This window comes from Streptomyces sp. NPDC040622 (assembly GCF_055593965.1).
The window spans coordinates 432,335-447,172 of the sequence record NZ_JBVIXD010000009.1 but is presented as its reverse complement, the minus strand read 5'-3'; the positions used below and the strand labels follow the sequence as shown (position 1 = coordinate 447,172).

Here is a 14,838-nt window from a genome sequence, read left to right as displayed (position 1 = left end):
CCTTGCCCAGACGACTCGTACCGACCACACAGAAGGAACGGGCCCATCGGACACGCAGACACCTTGATAGCCATGGGCGGCGCCTTCCTCGCCGCCGCCGTCCTCGCCCGCCTCGGCGGCCGTATCGGACTCCCCACCATCCCCCTCTTCATCCTGGCCGGGATCCTCCTCGGCCCCCACACCCCCGGCGTGGTCCTGGTCTCCGACCCCCACGACCTGGAAATGCTCTCGGCGCTCGGCCTGGTGCTCCTGCTCTTCTACCTGGGCCTCGAGTTCCACATGGACGACCTCAAGACCGGCGGCCGCAAGATGGCCGTCGCCGGAGGCACCTACCTCGCCCTGAACGTCGGCGCCGGCCTGGGCTTCGGATTCGCGCTCGGCTGGGGCACCTCCGAAGCGCTGGTCCTCGCCGGAGTGCTCGGCATCTCGTCCTCGGCGATCGTCACGAAGGTCCTCGTCGACACCGGCAGGCTCGGCAACCCCGAGACCAAGCCGATCCTCGGCATCATCGTGGTCGAGGACATCTTCCTCGCGCTCTACCTCGCCGCCCTGCAGCCCATCCTGTCCGGCGCCGACAGCCTCGCCGCCGCGGTGATGGACGGCGGCAAGGCCTTCGGCTTCCTGTTCCTGCTCGCCCTCGCGGCCCGCTTCGGCACCAAGATCGTCGGACGGCTGATGGACACCCGGGACGACGAGCTCCTCGTCATCTCCTTCCTGGGCGTCGCCGTCTTCGTCGCGGGCGTCTCCGAGTGGTTCGGCGTGGCCGACGCGATCGGCGCGTTCATGGTCGGTCTGATGCTGGGCAGCACGGCGTCCGGCGACCGCATCCGCACGCTCGTGCACCCGTTGCGGGACGCATTCGGAGCGATCTTCTTCTTCGCCTTCGGGCTCTCCATCGACCCCGGCGACCTGCCGACGGTGCTGTGGCCGGTCCTCGCGGCGGTCGCGGTGACCCTGCTGATGAACGTCCTCGCGGGACTCGGCGCGGCACGCGTGTACGGCTTCGGGGCGGGCCCCGCGGCGAACATCTCCACGACGCTGCTCGCGCGCGGCGAGTTCGCGCTGATCCTCGCCACGATGGCGGCGGGCGCGGGCCTCGACGAACGGCTCTCCCCCTTCATCGCGGGGTACGTGCTGCTGCTCGCGGTGCTCGGGCCGCTGGCCGCGGGGCGGTCGGAGTGGCTGGCACGGATCCTGCCGGGGGGCCGGGACGGTGGCCACGGGGACGACGGCCCGGGGTCGGGCGCGAACCTGACACGGAGCTCGGCCGGCAGCGCCGCGTAGTCCTCGCCGCCGGTGACGGCCGCGTGCAGGGCAGGGAGCGCGAGAAGCCGCTGCCTGACGGGCGGGTGCTCCGGGTGGGCCGGAGGCACGGTGGTGTCCGGCAGGGTTTCCGGCATCCGGCACGTCGGGATCGTCGATCAGCCGGTCCACCACGGTGTCCCTGACGTCGTCCACGGCGTCGAAGGGCGCGGGCAGCGGTTGCCCGCGCCCTGCCGCGTCCAGGGCCGGGGCGGCCCAGTCGATGCCGTCGAGCCCGGCCTCCTCGTGGGCGCGGCGCATCGCCCGGCGGGGGACGGCACGCCGGGCGGGCGACGGCACGCCGGCGCTCGGGGCCCAACCGGTCCAGGGCGTGGGTGAGTCCGGGGTCGAGCCGTAGGACGCCCCCGGATGCTGGCGCCCACGTTCTTCAACCGCTCACCGGGCCACTGCCCGCCCCACAGTTCCGGCGACACCTCGGCGGGCACCGGCCGGAACGAGACCTCGGCGATCTCCTCCGGACCGGTCGTCAGGAAGAGGCCCGGCAGATCAGCAGCAGCGCCCTGTCGTCGTTCACGTCCTTGGCGACCGCCTCGATCAGGTGCCAGGCGGCGCCGTGGAAGCCGCCGGCCACGTACCGGTCGGCCTCGCCCGTCAGCCGGTCGATGCCCTCGGCGATGTCGCGGTCGGACGTCTCGACGAGGCCGTCCGTGAAGAGCATCAGGACGTCGCCGGGGCGCAGGACGCCCTTGACGGGGTCGAACTGCGCGCCGTCGTAGACGCCGAGGAGCGGGCCCTGGCCCGTCTTCTCCTCCCAGCGGCCGCTGCCCGCGCTGAGCTGGAGGCCGGGCGGGTGGCCCGCGGAGAACAGTTCGTAGTCGCCGGTCTCCAGGTCGAGGACGAGGTGGATGGAGGTCGCGAAGCCCTCGTCCCAGTCCTGGCGGAGCAGATAGCCGTTGGCGGCGGGCAGGAACGCGTGCGGCGGCAGCGAGCCGAGCAGGCCGCCGAACGCCCCCGAGAGCAGCAGCGCACGCGACCCCGCGTCCATGCCCTTGCCCGAGACGTCGGTGAGGACGGCCTCCAGGGTGCGGCCGCCGTTCGTCCGGGCGGCGACCACGAAGTCACCGGAGAAGGACTGGCCGCCGGCCGGCCGCAGCGCCATCTCACGGTGCCAGCCGCGCGGCAGCTTCGGCAGTTTGCTCTGTACGCGGATGCGTTCGCGCAGGTCGAAGAGCATGGTGCCGCCGCCGCGCCAGGGCACGCCGACCCGGCTGCGGAACTGGGCGATGACCAGGCCGAAGAAGCCGCAGGCGGCGACCACCAGGACCACGCCGGGGGTGACGCGGGAGGAACCTTGCGGGTACGGGCCGAGCTGGACGGACTCCACGATGAGGGCCACCGCCGAGGCCGCGTACAGGCCGAGGAGGCTCGCGGGGCGCAGGAGCAGGCCGCCCGCGACGATGGGCAGGACGAGCGCGGCCGGCGAGAACCACACGTTGTTGACGATCGTGCAGCAGGTGATCACGGGAACGGTCAGCAGGAGGCCGGCGAGGGCGATCCAGTCGGAGCCGTCGCCGCGGAAGTAGTCGACCCCGGATTTGCGCAGCGCGATGCGGGCCCGGTGCACCCTCTTCTTCATCCGGGCCGTGAACGTCTCGGCTTCCGCACGCCGCGCGCCCCGCGCGCGCCGTGCTCGTCGTACTGCCATTGCTCGTGGACCTTATCCAGCGGGCCGGGCACTTCGCACGGGAGGTCCCGGTTGTCCCCCGTCAGAGGCATGTGGAGGATGTGGTGCGACGGCGTGCGCGGACCGTGGCGGACCGCGTAAATCCTGTCGCACCGGGCCGTATCGCCCTGGTACTCATGGCATATGACGACAGACGTGCGGGTGCTCGACGAGGCCGACTGGGAGACGTGGTACGGGACGCTGGACCTCGCGTTCGGCGGTGTCGCCGAATCACCCGAGGAGCGGGAGCTGTGGCGCTCGCTCACCGAGCACGAGCGCTCGATCGGCGTGTGGGACGAGGGGGCGTGCGTGGGGGCCGCGGGAGCGTTCTCCTTCCGGCTCGCCGTGCCCGGCGGCGCCCTGGTGGACTCGGCGGGCGTCACGATGGTCGGTGTCGCCGCCACGCACCGGCGGCGCGGGATCCTGACCTCGATGATGCGGCGGCAGCTGGACGACGTGCGCGCGTGGGGCGAGCCGCTCGCCGTGCTCACCGCGTCCGAGCCGGCCATCTACGGCCGGTTCGGCTACGGCGCGGCCACCCAGCAGCTGAAGGCCCACATCGACACGACCCGGGTGAACCTGTCCCTCCCGGCCGGTACGGACGGCGTACGCCTTCGGTACGCCGAGCCCGCCGACGTCCACGAGGCGTGCGAGGAGCTGTACGCACGACGCGTGACGGAGCGCCCGGGCATGCTGGCGCGGCAGCCCGGCTGGGAGCGGCTCAGGCTGCTCGACCCGCCGAGCGAGCGCGGCGGCGCCTCTCCGCTGCTGTGCGTGGTCGCCGAGCGCGCGGGAGAGCTCGTCGGGTACGCGCGGTACGCGGTCAAGCCCGAGTGGGACTGGAAGGGCCCCAAGGGCACGGTGCTCGCCCGTGACGTCGAGGCGCTCGACCCGGTGGCGTACGCGGCGCTGTGGCGGTTCCTCTTCGACATCGACCTGACGTCGTCGGTCGTCGCGCACAGCCGTCCGGTGGACGACCCGCTGCTGCAACTGGTCTCCGACGTCCGCCGCTGCGACCTCTCGGTGCGGGACTCGCTGCACGTACGGCTGGTGGAGCTGGGCGCGGCCCTGGAGGCACGGACGTATCAGACGCCCGTGGACCTGGTCATCGAGGTCGAGGACGCGTTCTGCCCCTGGAACGCGGGGCGCTGGCGGCTCACCGGCGACACCAAGGGCGCGTCCTGCGAGCGGACGGCCGACGCGGCCGACCTCGCCCTGTCCGTACGGGAGTTGGGCGCGGCCTACCTCGGCGGCGTGTCACTGAGCTCGCTGGCGGGCGCGGGCCGCGTGCGGGAACTCCGCGAGGGCGCCCTCGCCGAGGCCTCGCTGTCCTTCGGCTCGGACGTCGCGCCCTGGCTGCCGCACGGCTTCTAGCGGGTGCGGGCCCTGGTGCCGCGGGCCTGCGTGCGGGCCTTGCGGCCTGAGGGCCGCTGGCAGGTGGGGCACCAGAAGAGGTTGCGGGCGGCGAGGTCCGCGGTGCGGATGTCGGTGCCGCACAGGTGGCACGGCTGGTTCGCCCTGCGGTAGACGTACACCTCGCCGCCGTGGTCGTCGACGCGCGGCGGGCGGCCCATCGCCTCCGGGGTGTGCTCGGGCCTGACGGTGTCGATGCGGTTGAGGCGCACGCCCTCGCGCATCAGCCCGACGAGGTCCGTCCAGATCGCCGTCCACTGCGCCTCGGTGAGGTCCTTGCCGAGGGTGTACGGGTCGATGCCGTGCCGGAAGAGGACCTCCGCGCGGTACACGTTGCCGACGCCCGCGACGACCTTCTGGTCCATGAGGAGGGCGGCGACGGTGGTGCGGCTGCGGGAGATGCGGCGGAAGGCCCGCTCCGGGTCGTCCCCCTCGCGCAGGGGGTCGGGGCCGAGGCGGTCGTGTATCGCCCGCTTCTCGTCGTCCGTGATGAGGGCGCAGGTGGTCGGGCCGCGCAGGTCGGCGTAGTACGTGTCGTTCGCCAGGCGCAGGCGGACGGTGTCCGTGGGGGGCGGGGCGGGGCACTCGCCGAGGGCGTACTTGCCGAAGAGACCGAGGTGCACGTGGACCCAGTCGGCTTCGCCGAAGCCGAGGAAGAGGTGCTTGCCGTGGGCCTGGGCGGTCTCCATCGGCCGGCCGTCGACGAGCGCGGCGCTGTCGGAGAACTTGCCCTGCGGGCTGGTCGCCCGGACCGCGCCGCCCTGGAACCGGTCCCGGTGATCGGCCGCGAGCCGGTGAATGGTGTGCCCCTCCGGCACGGTGTCCCTCCGGGGGTTGTGCGGGTTGATCGCCCTGCGGGCTCGTCGTCAAACGCCGGACGGGCTGAAACCGGGTGGCATCGTGGAGTCAGCCCCTCCGGCGTTCGAGGAGCGGGGTCCGGGGCGGAGCCCCGTGGCCTCGCTACGGCTGGGGGTGGTGAGCGGGGATCGCGGGCAGCTCGCCCGTCTCCTCGTACGCCGACAGCATCTCGATGCGGCGCGTGTGGCGGGCCTCGCCCGAGTACGGCGTGCTCAGGAAGATCTCGACGAACTTCGTCGCCTCTTCCTGGGTGTGCATCCGGCCACCGATGGAGATCACGTTCGCGTCGTTGTGCTCGCGGCCGAGCTCGGCCGTCTGCTCGCTCCAGGCCAGGGCCGCCCGCACGCCCTTCACCTTGTTCGCGGCGATCTGCTCGCCGTTCCCGGAGCCGCCGATGACGATGCCGAGGGCCTCCGGGTCCGCGGCGGTCCGCTCCGCGGCACGCAGGCAGAACGGCGGGTAGTCGTCCTGGGCGTCATAGATGTGGGGCCCGCAGTCGACGGGCTCGTGGCCGTGGCTCTTGAGCCATTCGACCAAGTGGTTCTTGAGTTCGTAGCCGGCATGATCCGAGCCGAGGTACACGCGCATGGGACTGAGTGTGGCACGTCGCGGGGCGGGTAGCCGCGACCGGGGCAGGGCCTTGATCTTCCCGACCGGGGCCTTGGTCCAGGCCTTTGGCCTGAATACAACGATCCGGATTCAGGACTTCCGTCCCGTTCACCCCTGAGTTTGAATGCGGGGGCTCGCGACCCGAGAACTTAAGGATTCGTCCATGACCTCGCAACCCTCCCTTGCGAAGGCAGACAGCAGCCCCACATCCCCTGGGGATCCGCAGTCTGGCCCCGGTGGTGACACCGGCGACGGCCTGAAAGCGGGTCTCAAGAACCGCCACCTCTCCATGATCGCCATCGGCGGTGTGATCGGCGCCGGCCTCTTCGTCGGCTCCAGCTCCGGCATCGCCGCCGCGGGTCCCGCGATCCTGGTCTCGTACGCCCTCGTCGGCACGATGGTCGTCCTCGTGATGCGGATGCTGGGCGAGATGGCCGCCGCACGGCCCGCCTCCGGCTCCTTCTCCACCTACGCCGACCAGGCGCTCGGCCGCTGGGCCGGCTTCTCCATCGGCTGGCTGTACTGGTTCTTCTGGGTCGTCGTCCTCGCCGTGGAGGCCACCGCGGGCGCGGTGATCCTCAACGGCTGGATACCCGCCGTCCCCCAGTGGGGCTGGGCCCTGATCGTGATGGTGGTGCTCACCGCGACGAACCTCGTGTCGGTGGGCTCCTACGGCGAGTTCGAGTTCTGGTTCGCCGGGATCAAGGTCGTCGCCATCGGCGGATTCGTGATCATCGGTCTGCTCGCCGTCTTCGGCGTCCTGCCCGGATCGGACAACCCCGGCGCCGGATTCGCGCACCTCACCGACGCGGGCGGCTTCATGCCCAAGGGCGCGGGCGCGATCCTCACCGGTGTGCTGATGGTCGTCTTCTCCTTCATGGGCAGCGAGATCGTCACGCTGGCCGCCGGCGAGTCCGAGGACCCGCAGCGCGCGGTCACCAAGGCGACCAACAGCGTCATCTGGCGCATCGGCGTCTTCTACCTGGGCTCGATCTTCGTCGTCATCACCCTCCTCCCGTGGAACGACAAGTCGATCACCAAGGACGGCAGTTACGTCGCCGCGCTCAACTCGATCGGCATCCCGCACGCCGGTCAGGTCATGAACGTCATCGTCCTCACGGCCGTGCTCTCCTGCCTCAACTCCGGTCTCTACACCGCCTCGCGCATGGCCTTCTCGCTCGGGCAGCGCGGTGACGCGCCCAAGGCATTCGCCCGCACCAACGCGCGCGGTGTGCCGCAGGCCGCCATCCTCGGCTCCGTCGTCTTCGGTTTCGTCGCCGTCTGGTTCAACTACCAGTGGAAGGACACCGTCTTCGACTTCCTGCTCAACTCCTCGGGCGCGGTCGCGCTGTTCGTGTGGCTGATCATCAGCTTCACGCAGCTGCGGATGCGCGGCATCATCCTGCGCGAGCAGCCGGAGAAGCTCGTCGTGAAGATGTGGCTCTTCCCGTACCTGACCTGGGTCACGATCGCGATGATCTCGTTCGTGCTCGTCTACATGCTGACCGACGAGGCCGGGCGCAAGCAGGTGCTGCTCTCGCTCCTCGCCGCCGCGTTCGTGGTGGTCTTCTCGCTGGTCCGCGAGAAGGTCCGCCCGCGGGCCGAGGTCACGGCCCCGGGGCCCGAGGGCACCGGGGTCGCCAAGGGCACCGGGGACAAGGCCGGCGCCTGACACCGGCCGCCCACCGGCCCCTCCCCCTCGCACGACGCCCCCGCGGGCCGCACCCGCGGGGGCGTCGTCGTGTCCGGACCCGGCCCGGACCCCACACCGTGAGCCGACGACGCGTTGTCGGACCCTTGAGGGATGCTTTTCGTGCGGGACGCGACGGACAGGACGTCGGTCCCGCGGACACACGTGACTCGACAGACGTACGCCGCTCAACGGAGGCTCCCGTGGACTTCACCGCACAGCGACTCGTGTTCCGGCCGGACGACGTCGGATACGACGACGAACTCGCGGGAATGCAGACCGGTTTCGCGACGCGGCCCGCCATCGTCTTCGGCGCGGAGAGCGTCGACGACGTCGTCGCCGCGGTGTCGTACGCCGCCGAGGCCGGCCTGCCCGTCGGCGTGCAGGCCTCGGGGCACGGCGTGCCGGGGGCCTACGAGGGCGGTGTCCTGATCAGCACGCGGCGGATGGACGAGGTCCGGATCGACCCCGGGGCCCGTACCGCCACGCTCGGCGCGGGCACCCGCTGGGGCCAGGTCGTCGAGGCCTCGGTGCCGCACGGCCTCGCCCCGTTGAACGGCACGGCCCCGAGCGTGGGCGCCGTCTCGTACACGCTGGGCGGCGGACTCGGCATCCTGGGCCGGGAGTTCGGGTACGCGGCCGACCACGTCCGCTCGGCCGACGTCGTCACCGCGGACGGCGTGCCGCGCCACGTCACGCGCGACGGCGACCCGGAGTTGTTCTGGGGCCTGCTCGGCGGCGGCGCCAACCTCGGCGTGGTCACCCGGCTGGAGATCGACCTGATGCCGGTGGACCGGCTGTACGGCGGCGCCCTCACGTTCGACGGCACCGAGGTCGACCCGGCCGCCGTGCTGCGCGGCTACGAGCAGTGGACGCGGACCCTGCCCGACGAGCTGACCTCGTCGCTCGCCGTGCTCGTCTACCCGGACATCCCGCAGCTCCCGCCGCACCTGAGGGGCCGCCATCTCCTGCTGGTCCGGGTCGCGTTCACCGGCTCGGCGGCGGAGGGCGAGCGACTCGTGGCGCCGCTGCGGGAGATCGGTCCCCTCTCCTCGGACACGCTGCGGGAGATGCCGTACGCGGAGAGCCCGAGCATCCACAGCGACCCGGACTTCCCGCACGCCTACTACGGCGACAACGCGGCCCTCCGCGAGCTGGACACGGCGGCCGTCGAGGAGATCCTCGCGCTGACCGGGCCCGCCGCGTCCTCGATGCACGTCGTGCAGCTCAGCCACCTGGGCGGCGCGCTGTCGCGGCCCGCGCCGAACGCGGTGCCCTTCCGCGAGGCGGGCTGGCTGCTGCGGGTGCTCTCCCCGCTGGACGGCACGGACGTCGCAGCCATCAGGAAGCTGTACGCGGAGGTCTTCGGGCTCGTCGCGCCGCAGACCCTGGGGCGCTCGCTCAACTTCGCCTTCGGCGCGAGCGACCGGCCGCAGGGGCTGTACGACCCGGAAACGCTGAAGAGGCTCGCCACTCTCAAGGCCACGTACGACCCGGCGAACCTCTTCAGGCGGAACTACAACATCGGCTGAGCGGGCGTCCCCGACGGCTCAGGGGCGGCTCAGGGGCAGCTCAGGGACGGCTCAGCGGTCGAGGAACTTCCACGCCGTGGGCAGCGCGCCCATCGCGAGCGCGGCCTTCAGGGCGTCGCCGATCAGGAAGGGCGTGAGCCCGGCGGCGACGGCCTGGGTCAGTGACATGCCGGTCGCGGCGGCGAGGTAGGGGACGCCGACCGCGTAGATGATCGCGGAGCCGAGGACCATCGTGCCCGCGGTGCGCAGCACGGAGCGGTCGCCGCCCCGGCGGGCCAGGGCGCCCACCACCGTGGCGGCGAGGAGCATGCCGAGGACGTAGCCGAGGGACGGCGCCGCGGCGCCGGAACCCGCCTGCGCGAACCACGGCATGCCCGCCATGCCCACGAGGACGTACAGCGCGAGGGAGAGGAAGCCGCGGCGGGCGCCGAGCGCCGTGCCGACGAGCAGCGCGGCGAAGGTCTGGCCGGTCACCGGCACCGGGGAGCCCGGCACGGGCACCGCGATCTGGGCGGCGATCCCGGTGAGCGCGGCGCCGCCGAGCACGAGGGCCGCGTCCTTCGCACGGGATGCGGGCAGCAGGTCGGCGAGGACCTGGCCGGGACGGGTGGTGGCAGCGGCGATGCTCATCGAAACTCCGCGGGGGCGTGGGCAGGTGGGAACGCGTCGACGCTATCCCAGGCGGGCGCGCGGCAACACGGTCTCCGGGCGACAAGGCGGAGGCGGGGCCTTGGTGGGCTCCGTACAAAGGAGAGCGGGTACACCTCGGGCGGGGTGATGCTCGTCACGGAGGTCGGCGGGTGGCTGTCCCGTTTTGCGCGAGGGCCCGCCACCCGGGGAGACTGTGGAGTCCCACCAAAGTCTTGTGACCCCCGAGAGCAGCCTGAACGCCATGCACGACGCACCCCCCGACGAATCGGCACCCGGCACCGGGGGTGGCGCCCGCCCCTCGGACGGCGGGGCGCGTGGGACGGGAGTGGCGCCGGAGCCGCTCGGGGGCGGGCTCAAGCAGCGCCACCTCACCATGCTGGGCCTCGGCGGGGTCATCGGCGCGGGGCTCTTCGTGGGGTCGGGGGCCGGGATCTCCGTGGCGGGTCCCGGCATCGTCGTCTCGTACCTGATCGCGGGCGCGCTCGCGATGTGCGTGATGCGGATGCTCGGCGAGATGTCGGCCGCGATGCCCGCGTCGGGCTCGTTCTCCGTGCACGCCGAGCGGGCGCTGGGCCGCTGGGCCGGGTTCAGCGTCGGCTGGCTCTACTGGTTCCTGCTGGTGGTCGTGCTCGCCGTGGAGGCGACCGGCGCCGCACAGATCGCGAACGGGTGGGCGCCCGCCGTGCCGCAGTGGGCCTGGGTGCTGATCTTCATGCTGGTCTTCACCGCCGCCAACCTCGCCTCGGTGAAGAACTTCGGCGAGTTCGAGTTCTGGTTCGCGACGCTGAAGGTCTTCGCGATCGTCGCGTTCCTGGTACTCGGTCTGCTCGCGGTCTTCGGGCTGCTCCCGGACACCGACCCCGTGGGCCTCACCAACCTCACCGGACACGGCGGTTTCCTGCCGAACGGCTGGGAGGGCGTCGTCTCGGGCGTCCTCGCCGTCGTCTTCGCGTTCGGCGGTCTGGAGGTCGTGACGATCGCGGCCGCCGAGTCCGACGACCCGGTGCGCTCGGTCGCCCGCGCGGTGCGCAGCGCGGTCTACCGCATCCTCTTCTTCTACGTCGGGTCGATGCTGGTCATCGTGACGGTGCTGCCGTGGACGGCGCAGAAGGCCGGGGTCAGCCCGTACGTCACGGTCCTCGACTCGATCGGGGTGCCGTCGGCCGGGACGATCATGAACATCGTGGTGTTCGTGGCGCTGCTCTCGGCGCTCAACGCCAACCTGTACGGCTCGTCCCGGATGGTCTTCTCGCTGGCCGAGCGCGGCGAGGCGCCCAAGGCGCTCCTGAAGGTGTCCGGCGGCGGGGTGCCGCGCCGCGCGGTCCTCGCCTCCGTCGCCTTCGGGTTCGTGTCCGTCGTCCTCAATCTGAAGTGGCCGGACACCGTCTTCCTCTACATGCTCAACTCCGTCGGCGCGGTGCTCCTCTTCGTCTGGGCGCTGATCGCCCTCTCGCAGCTGCGGCTGCGCCGGCGCATCGAGCGCGAGGCCCCGGAGCGGCTCGTGCTGCGGATGTGGGCCTTCCCGTATCTGACGTGGGCGGCGCTGGCCGCGATGGCCGCGGTGCTCGGCCTGATGCTGACGGACGACGGGGCGCGTCCTCAGCTGCTGTGGTCGGCGGGGGCGACGGGGCTCGTCCTGGCGATCGCGGGGGTGCGGGAGTGGTGCGGGGCGCGCGGCGAGCAGGGTGCGGGGGACGCGTGAAGCAGCGCACGGGGCACCTGTGCGGCAGCCCGTGGGGCGCGTGTGAACAGTGCATGAACATGACGTGCGTGTGCCTTCACAACGTGTGAGCGTCGTGTCCGTATAGCGGTCAAGTGTTCCCTGTCAGCGGTGCCGGACTTCAGACTGTGGGCCGCTCGCTCCCCCGTCTCGGCTACTGAACAGGGCACGCCCATGTCTCGGACGTCCACCCCCCAGGACGCAGCACCCGACGAGGCCCCCAAGGCCGACTCCCCGCTCGTGCACGGCCTCAAGCAGCGGCATCTCTCCATGATCGCGCTCGGCGGCGTGATCGGCGCGGGCCTCTTCGTCGGCTCCGGAGCGGGCATCGCCGCCGCCGGACCCTCGATCGTCCTCGCCTACGCGGTGTCCGGCGCGCTCGTCATGCTCGTGATGCGCATGCTGGGCGAGATGTCGGCCGCGAACCCGGCGTCGGGCTCCTTCTCGGTCCACGCCGAGCGGGCCATCGGCCCCTGGGCGGGCTTCACCGCGGGCTGGGGCTTCTGGTTCCTGCTCTGCGTCGCCGTCGGCCTGGAGGGCATCGGCGCCGCGGAGATCATGGTGGGCTGGTTCCCCGACACCCAGAAGTGGATGTGGGTCGCCCTCTTCATGCTCACGTTCTGCGGGGCGAACCTGACGGCCGTGAAGAACTTCGGCGAGTTCGAGTTCTGGTTCGCCGCCCTCAAGGTCGGCGCCATCACGCTCTTCCTCGGCATCGGGGTCCTCGCGATCCTCGGCATCCTGCCCGGGTCGGACGTCTCGGCCCCCGGCACCGCGAACCTGACCGGCGAGGGCGGGTTCATGCCGAACGGCACGGACGGCCTGATCATCGGCCTGCTCGCCTCCGTCTTCGCGTACGGCGGTCTGGAGACCGTCACCATCGCCGCCGCCGAGTCCGAGAAGCCGGTCCAGAGCGTCGCCAAGGCCGTGCGCACCGCGATGTGGCGCATCGCGGTCTTCTACGTCGGCTCGATGCTCGTCGTCGTCACGCTGCTGCCGTGGGACGACAAGGAGGTCGTCGCCAAGGGCCCCTACGTCGCCACGCTCGACCACCTGGGCATCCCCGGCGCCGGCGAGATCATGAACGTCATCGTCCTGATCGCCCTGCTCTCCGCGATGAACGCCAACATCTACGGCGCGTCGCGCATGTCGTACTCCCTGATCGAGCGCGGCCAGGGCCCCCGCGCGCTCGGCAAAATCTCGGGCGGCGTCCCGCGCTACGCGGTCCTCGCCTCCTCGGTCTTCGGCTTCGTCTGCGTGCTGCTCAGCTACTGGAGCCCCGACGAGGTCTTCCCCTGGCTGCTCAACATGATCGGCGCGATGATCCTGGTCGTCTGGATCTTCATCGCCGTCTCGCAGCTGATCCTGCGCCGCCGCACCGAGCGCGAGTCGCCGGAGAAGCTGGTCGTGAAGATGTGGGCGTTCCCCGTCCTCACCTGGGTGGCGCTGGCCGCGATGGCCTACGTGTTCTACCTGATGACCGACCAGCCCGACACGCGCAAGCAGCTGCTGGCGACCGGCGCGCTGACGCTGGTGCTCGCCGTGATCGGCATCGTGCGCCAGAAGACGGCGGAGCGGCGCGCGACCGCCTAGGCGCCCTGACGCCACGGCACTCCACGGCACCCACGCCACTTCACGGCACTCCACGGAAGAAGCCCCGGACCGATCGGTCCGGGGCTTCTTCCGTGCGTCCGGACCTTCCTCCGGTATTCCCGTGCGGACCTAGGACGAAGGGCTGATCAACTTCGCGGGCCACCTGCTGCTAGCCTGCAGTTGCGAGAGACTTGCAATAACTTGAGATACACAACAGCGCACCACAGCAGAGCAGCAGTCGGAGGGCTCGGACTCATGGCCATTTACACGCTTCCTGAACTTCCGTACGACTACGCGGCGCTCGAACCTGTCATCAACCCGCAGATCATCGAGCTGCACCACGACAAGCACCACGCGGCGTACGTGAAGGGCGCGAACGACACCCTTGAGCAGCTGGAGGAGGCGCGCGACAAGGAGACGTGGGGCGCCATCAACGGCCTGGAGAAGAACCTGGCCTTCCACCTCTCCGGGCACATCCTGCACAGCATTTACTGGCACAACATGAACAGCCCGAAGGACGGGGGCGGCGGCGAGCCGCTGGCCGCCGACGGTGTCGGTGACCTCGCGGACGCGATCACCGAGTCCTTCGGCTCCTTCGCCAAGTTCAAGGCGCAGCTGACGAAGGCCTCGGCGACGACGCAGGGCTCCGGCTGGGGCGTGCTCGCCTACGAGCCGCTCAGCAACCGCCTCATCGTCGAGCAGGTCTACGACCACCAGGGCAACGTCGGCCAGGGCTCGACGCCGATCCTGGTCTTCGACGCCTGGGAGCACGCCTTCTACCTGCAGTACAAGAACCAGAAGGTCGACTTCATCGAGGCCATGTGGGAGGTCGTCAACTGGCAGGACGTGGCCAAGCGTTACGCGGCCGCGAAGGAGCGGGTCAACAGCCTGCTGCTCGCCCCCTGAGGCGTCCCGCCCGCGCGCACACGCGCGTGCACCACTGAAGAACGTCCTGCCTCGTGATCGTCTTCTCAACTTTCGCCGAGGCGGGCGGACAGAGGAAAGGCCCCCGTGAGGACGTGACTCACGGGGGCCTTTCGGTGCGCGGCGCGGTCGGGCGACAGCGATGCGCCGGGCGCGGTCAGTCGAAGACCGGGCCCTGCGTACGCGTGCGCTTGATCTCGTAGAAGCCCGGCGTCGACGCCACGAGCAGCGTGCCGTCCCAGAGCTTCGCGGCGGCCTCGCCCTTGGGGGCCGGGGTCACGACGGGGCCGAAGAAGGCGACCTGCTCGCCGTCGGCGCCGGGGACCGCGATGACGGGCGTGCCGACCTCCTGGCCGACCTTGTCGATGCCCTCCTTGTGGGAGGCGCGCAGCTCCGTGTCGTAGGTGTCCTTGCGCGCGTACTCGATGAGGTCGGCCGGCAGACCCACCTCTTCGAGGGCACCGGCGATGCTCTCGTCGCTCACGCCCTGGCCGCGGTTGTGGATGCGCGTGCCGAGCGCGGTGTAGAGCTTGCCGAGGATCTCCTCCCCGTGCAGCTCCTGCGCGGCGATGGCGACCCGGACCGGTCCCCAGGACTTGCCGCCGGGGAGCATGTTCTCGCGGTACGCCTCCGGGAGCTGGTCGAGCTTGTCCTCGTTCAGCACGCCGAGGCTCATCACGTGCCAGCGGACCTCGATGTCGCGGACCTTCTCCACTTCGAGCATCCAGCGCGACGTCATCCACGCCCAGGGGCACAGCGGGTCGAACCAGAAGTCGACGGGGGTCTTGCTGCCGTTCTCGGACATGTTTCTCCCTAGGGAATCCGTTCGCATCCAGCCGGGGAAACATCGGTGACGCACCGG

12 protein-coding genes are annotated in these 14,838 nt (G+C 71.2%); 7 read left to right on the top strand and 5 right to left on the bottom strand.

Going from position 1 to position 14,838, the window contains the following annotated elements; genetic code table 11:
* Positions 1-72 precede the first annotated feature (72 nt).
* A complete protein-coding gene (locus tag ACZ592_RS27595; protein ID WP_471584330.1) occupies positions 73-1,284 on the top strand; it encodes a cation:proton antiporter in 1,212 nt (403 codons plus the stop codon).
* A 505-nt stretch (positions 1,285-1,789) separates the two neighbouring features.
* Here ACZ592_RS27595 and ACZ592_RS27590 read toward each other — a convergent pair.
* Positions 1,790-2,968: a PP2C family protein-serine/threonine phosphatase gene (locus ACZ592_RS27590; RefSeq protein WP_471584329.1), complete on the bottom strand. Its 1,179-nt coding sequence runs from the start codon at positions 2,966-2,968 to the stop codon at positions 1,790-1,792.
* 162 nt (positions 2,969-3,130) lie between these two features.
* Between ACZ592_RS27590 and ACZ592_RS27585 the strand changes: the two genes are divergently transcribed.
* Positions 3,131-4,360 carry a GNAT family N-acetyltransferase gene (locus ACZ592_RS27585; RefSeq protein ID WP_471584328.1) on the top strand — a complete coding sequence of 410 codons (1,230 nt, stop codon included), beginning with the start codon at positions 3,131-3,133 and terminating at the stop codon, positions 4,358-4,360.
* Here ACZ592_RS27585 and ACZ592_RS27580 read toward each other — a convergent pair.
* Together ACZ592_RS27580 and ACZ592_RS27575 are read right to left on the bottom strand one after the other, a co-directional pair.
* On the bottom strand, positions 4,357-5,217 hold the full coding sequence (locus ACZ592_RS27580; protein ID WP_471584327.1) for an Fpg/Nei family DNA glycosylase: 861 nt from the start codon (positions 5,215-5,217) through the stop codon (positions 4,357-4,359). The genes ACZ592_RS27585 and ACZ592_RS27580 overlap by 4 nt on opposite strands.
* Before the next feature lie 142 nt (positions 5,218-5,359).
* Positions 5,360-5,845: a ribose-5-phosphate isomerase gene (locus ACZ592_RS27575; protein ID WP_471584326.1), complete on the bottom strand. Its 486-nt coding sequence runs from the start codon at positions 5,843-5,845 to the stop codon at positions 5,360-5,362.
* A gap of 184 nt (positions 5,846-6,029) precedes the next feature.
* Here ACZ592_RS27575 and ACZ592_RS27570 point away from each other — a divergent pair, with 184 nt between their 5' ends.
* Complete coding sequence (locus ACZ592_RS27570) at positions 6,030-7,538, top strand: amino acid permease (protein WP_471584325.1); 1,509 nt, start codon at positions 6,030-6,032, stop codon at positions 7,536-7,538.
* 290 nt (positions 7,539-7,828) lie between these two features.
* Positions 7,829-9,088: an FAD-binding oxidoreductase gene (locus ACZ592_RS27565; protein WP_471584410.1), complete on the top strand. Its 1,260-nt coding sequence runs from the start codon at positions 7,829-7,831 to the stop codon at positions 9,086-9,088.
* Positions 9,089-9,139: 51 nt separating this feature from the next.
* Here ACZ592_RS27565 and ACZ592_RS27560 read toward each other — a convergent pair whose 3' ends face one another.
* The gene (locus ACZ592_RS27560; protein ID WP_471584324.1) at positions 9,140-9,718 is read right to left on the bottom strand and encodes a biotin transporter BioY; all 579 of its coding nucleotides are present in this window, start codon (positions 9,716-9,718) and stop codon (positions 9,140-9,142) included.
* Positions 9,719-9,980: 262 nt separating this feature from the next.
* Here ACZ592_RS27560 and ACZ592_RS27555 point away from each other — a divergent pair, with 262 nt between their 5' ends.
* The 3 genes from ACZ592_RS27555 to ACZ592_RS27545 all read left to right on the top strand — a co-directional run bounded on the left by ACZ592_RS27555 (position 9,981) and on the right by ACZ592_RS27545 (position 13,958).
* Complete coding sequence (locus tag ACZ592_RS27555) at positions 9,981-11,441, top strand: amino acid permease (RefSeq protein WP_471584323.1); 1,461 nt, start codon at positions 9,981-9,983, stop codon at positions 11,439-11,441.
* A gap of 192 nt (positions 11,442-11,633) precedes the next feature.
* Positions 11,634-13,052, top strand: a complete 1,419-nt coding sequence (locus tag ACZ592_RS27550; RefSeq protein WP_471584322.1) for an amino acid permease — start codon at positions 11,634-11,636, stop codon at positions 13,050-13,052.
* A 255-nt stretch (positions 13,053-13,307) separates the two neighbouring features.
* Positions 13,308-13,958 (top strand): superoxide dismutase, encoded by a 651-nt coding sequence (locus tag ACZ592_RS27545; protein ID WP_471584321.1) that lies wholly within the window; start codon positions 13,308-13,310, stop codon positions 13,956-13,958.
* Between the two features lie 175 nt (positions 13,959-14,133).
* Here the strand turns inward: ACZ592_RS27545 and ACZ592_RS27540 are convergent, their stop codons facing one another.
* Entirely contained in the window at positions 14,134-14,781 is a 648-nt protein-coding gene (locus ACZ592_RS27540; protein ID WP_471584320.1) for a mycothiol-dependent nitroreductase Rv2466c family protein, read from the bottom strand.
* Positions 14,782-14,838: the final 57 nt, after the last annotated feature.

Excerpts from the sequence above, each read along its gene's own strand:
- ACZ592_RS27595 (WP_471584330.1), top strand. The coding sequence starts at position 73 with ATGGGCGGCGCCTTCCTCGCCGCCGCCGTCCTCGCCCGCCTCGGCGGC.
- ACZ592_RS27545 (WP_471584321.1), top strand. The coding sequence starts at position 13,308 with ATGGCCATTTACACGCTTCCTGAACTTCCGTACGACTACGCGGCGCTC.
- ACZ592_RS27590 (WP_471584329.1), bottom strand. The coding sequence starts at position 2,968 with ATGGCAGTACGACGAGCACGGCGCGCGCGGGGCGCGCGGCGTGCGGAA.
- ACZ592_RS27555 (WP_471584323.1), top strand. The coding sequence starts at position 9,981 with ATGCACGACGCACCCCCCGACGAATCGGCACCCGGCACCGGGGGTGGC.
- ACZ592_RS27585 (WP_471584328.1), top strand. The coding sequence starts at position 3,131 with ATGACGACAGACGTGCGGGTGCTCGACGAGGCCGACTGGGAGACGTGG.
- ACZ592_RS27540 (WP_471584320.1), bottom strand. The coding sequence starts at position 14,781 with ATGTCCGAGAACGGCAGCAAGACCCCCGTCGACTTCTGGTTCGACCCG.
- ACZ592_RS27570 (WP_471584325.1), top strand. The coding sequence starts at position 6,030 with ATGACCTCGCAACCCTCCCTTGCGAAGGCAGACAGCAGCCCCACATCC.
- ACZ592_RS27565 (WP_471584410.1), top strand. The coding sequence starts at position 7,829 with ATGCAGACCGGTTTCGCGACGCGGCCCGCCATCGTCTTCGGCGCGGAG.
- ACZ592_RS27550 (WP_471584322.1), top strand. The coding sequence starts at position 11,634 with ATGTCTCGGACGTCCACCCCCCAGGACGCAGCACCCGACGAGGCCCCC.
- ACZ592_RS27575 (WP_471584326.1), bottom strand. The coding sequence starts at position 5,845 with ATGCGCGTGTACCTCGGCTCGGATCATGCCGGCTACGAACTCAAGAAC.
- ACZ592_RS27560 (WP_471584324.1), bottom strand. The coding sequence starts at position 9,718 with ATGAGCATCGCCGCTGCCACCACCCGTCCCGGCCAGGTCCTCGCCGAC.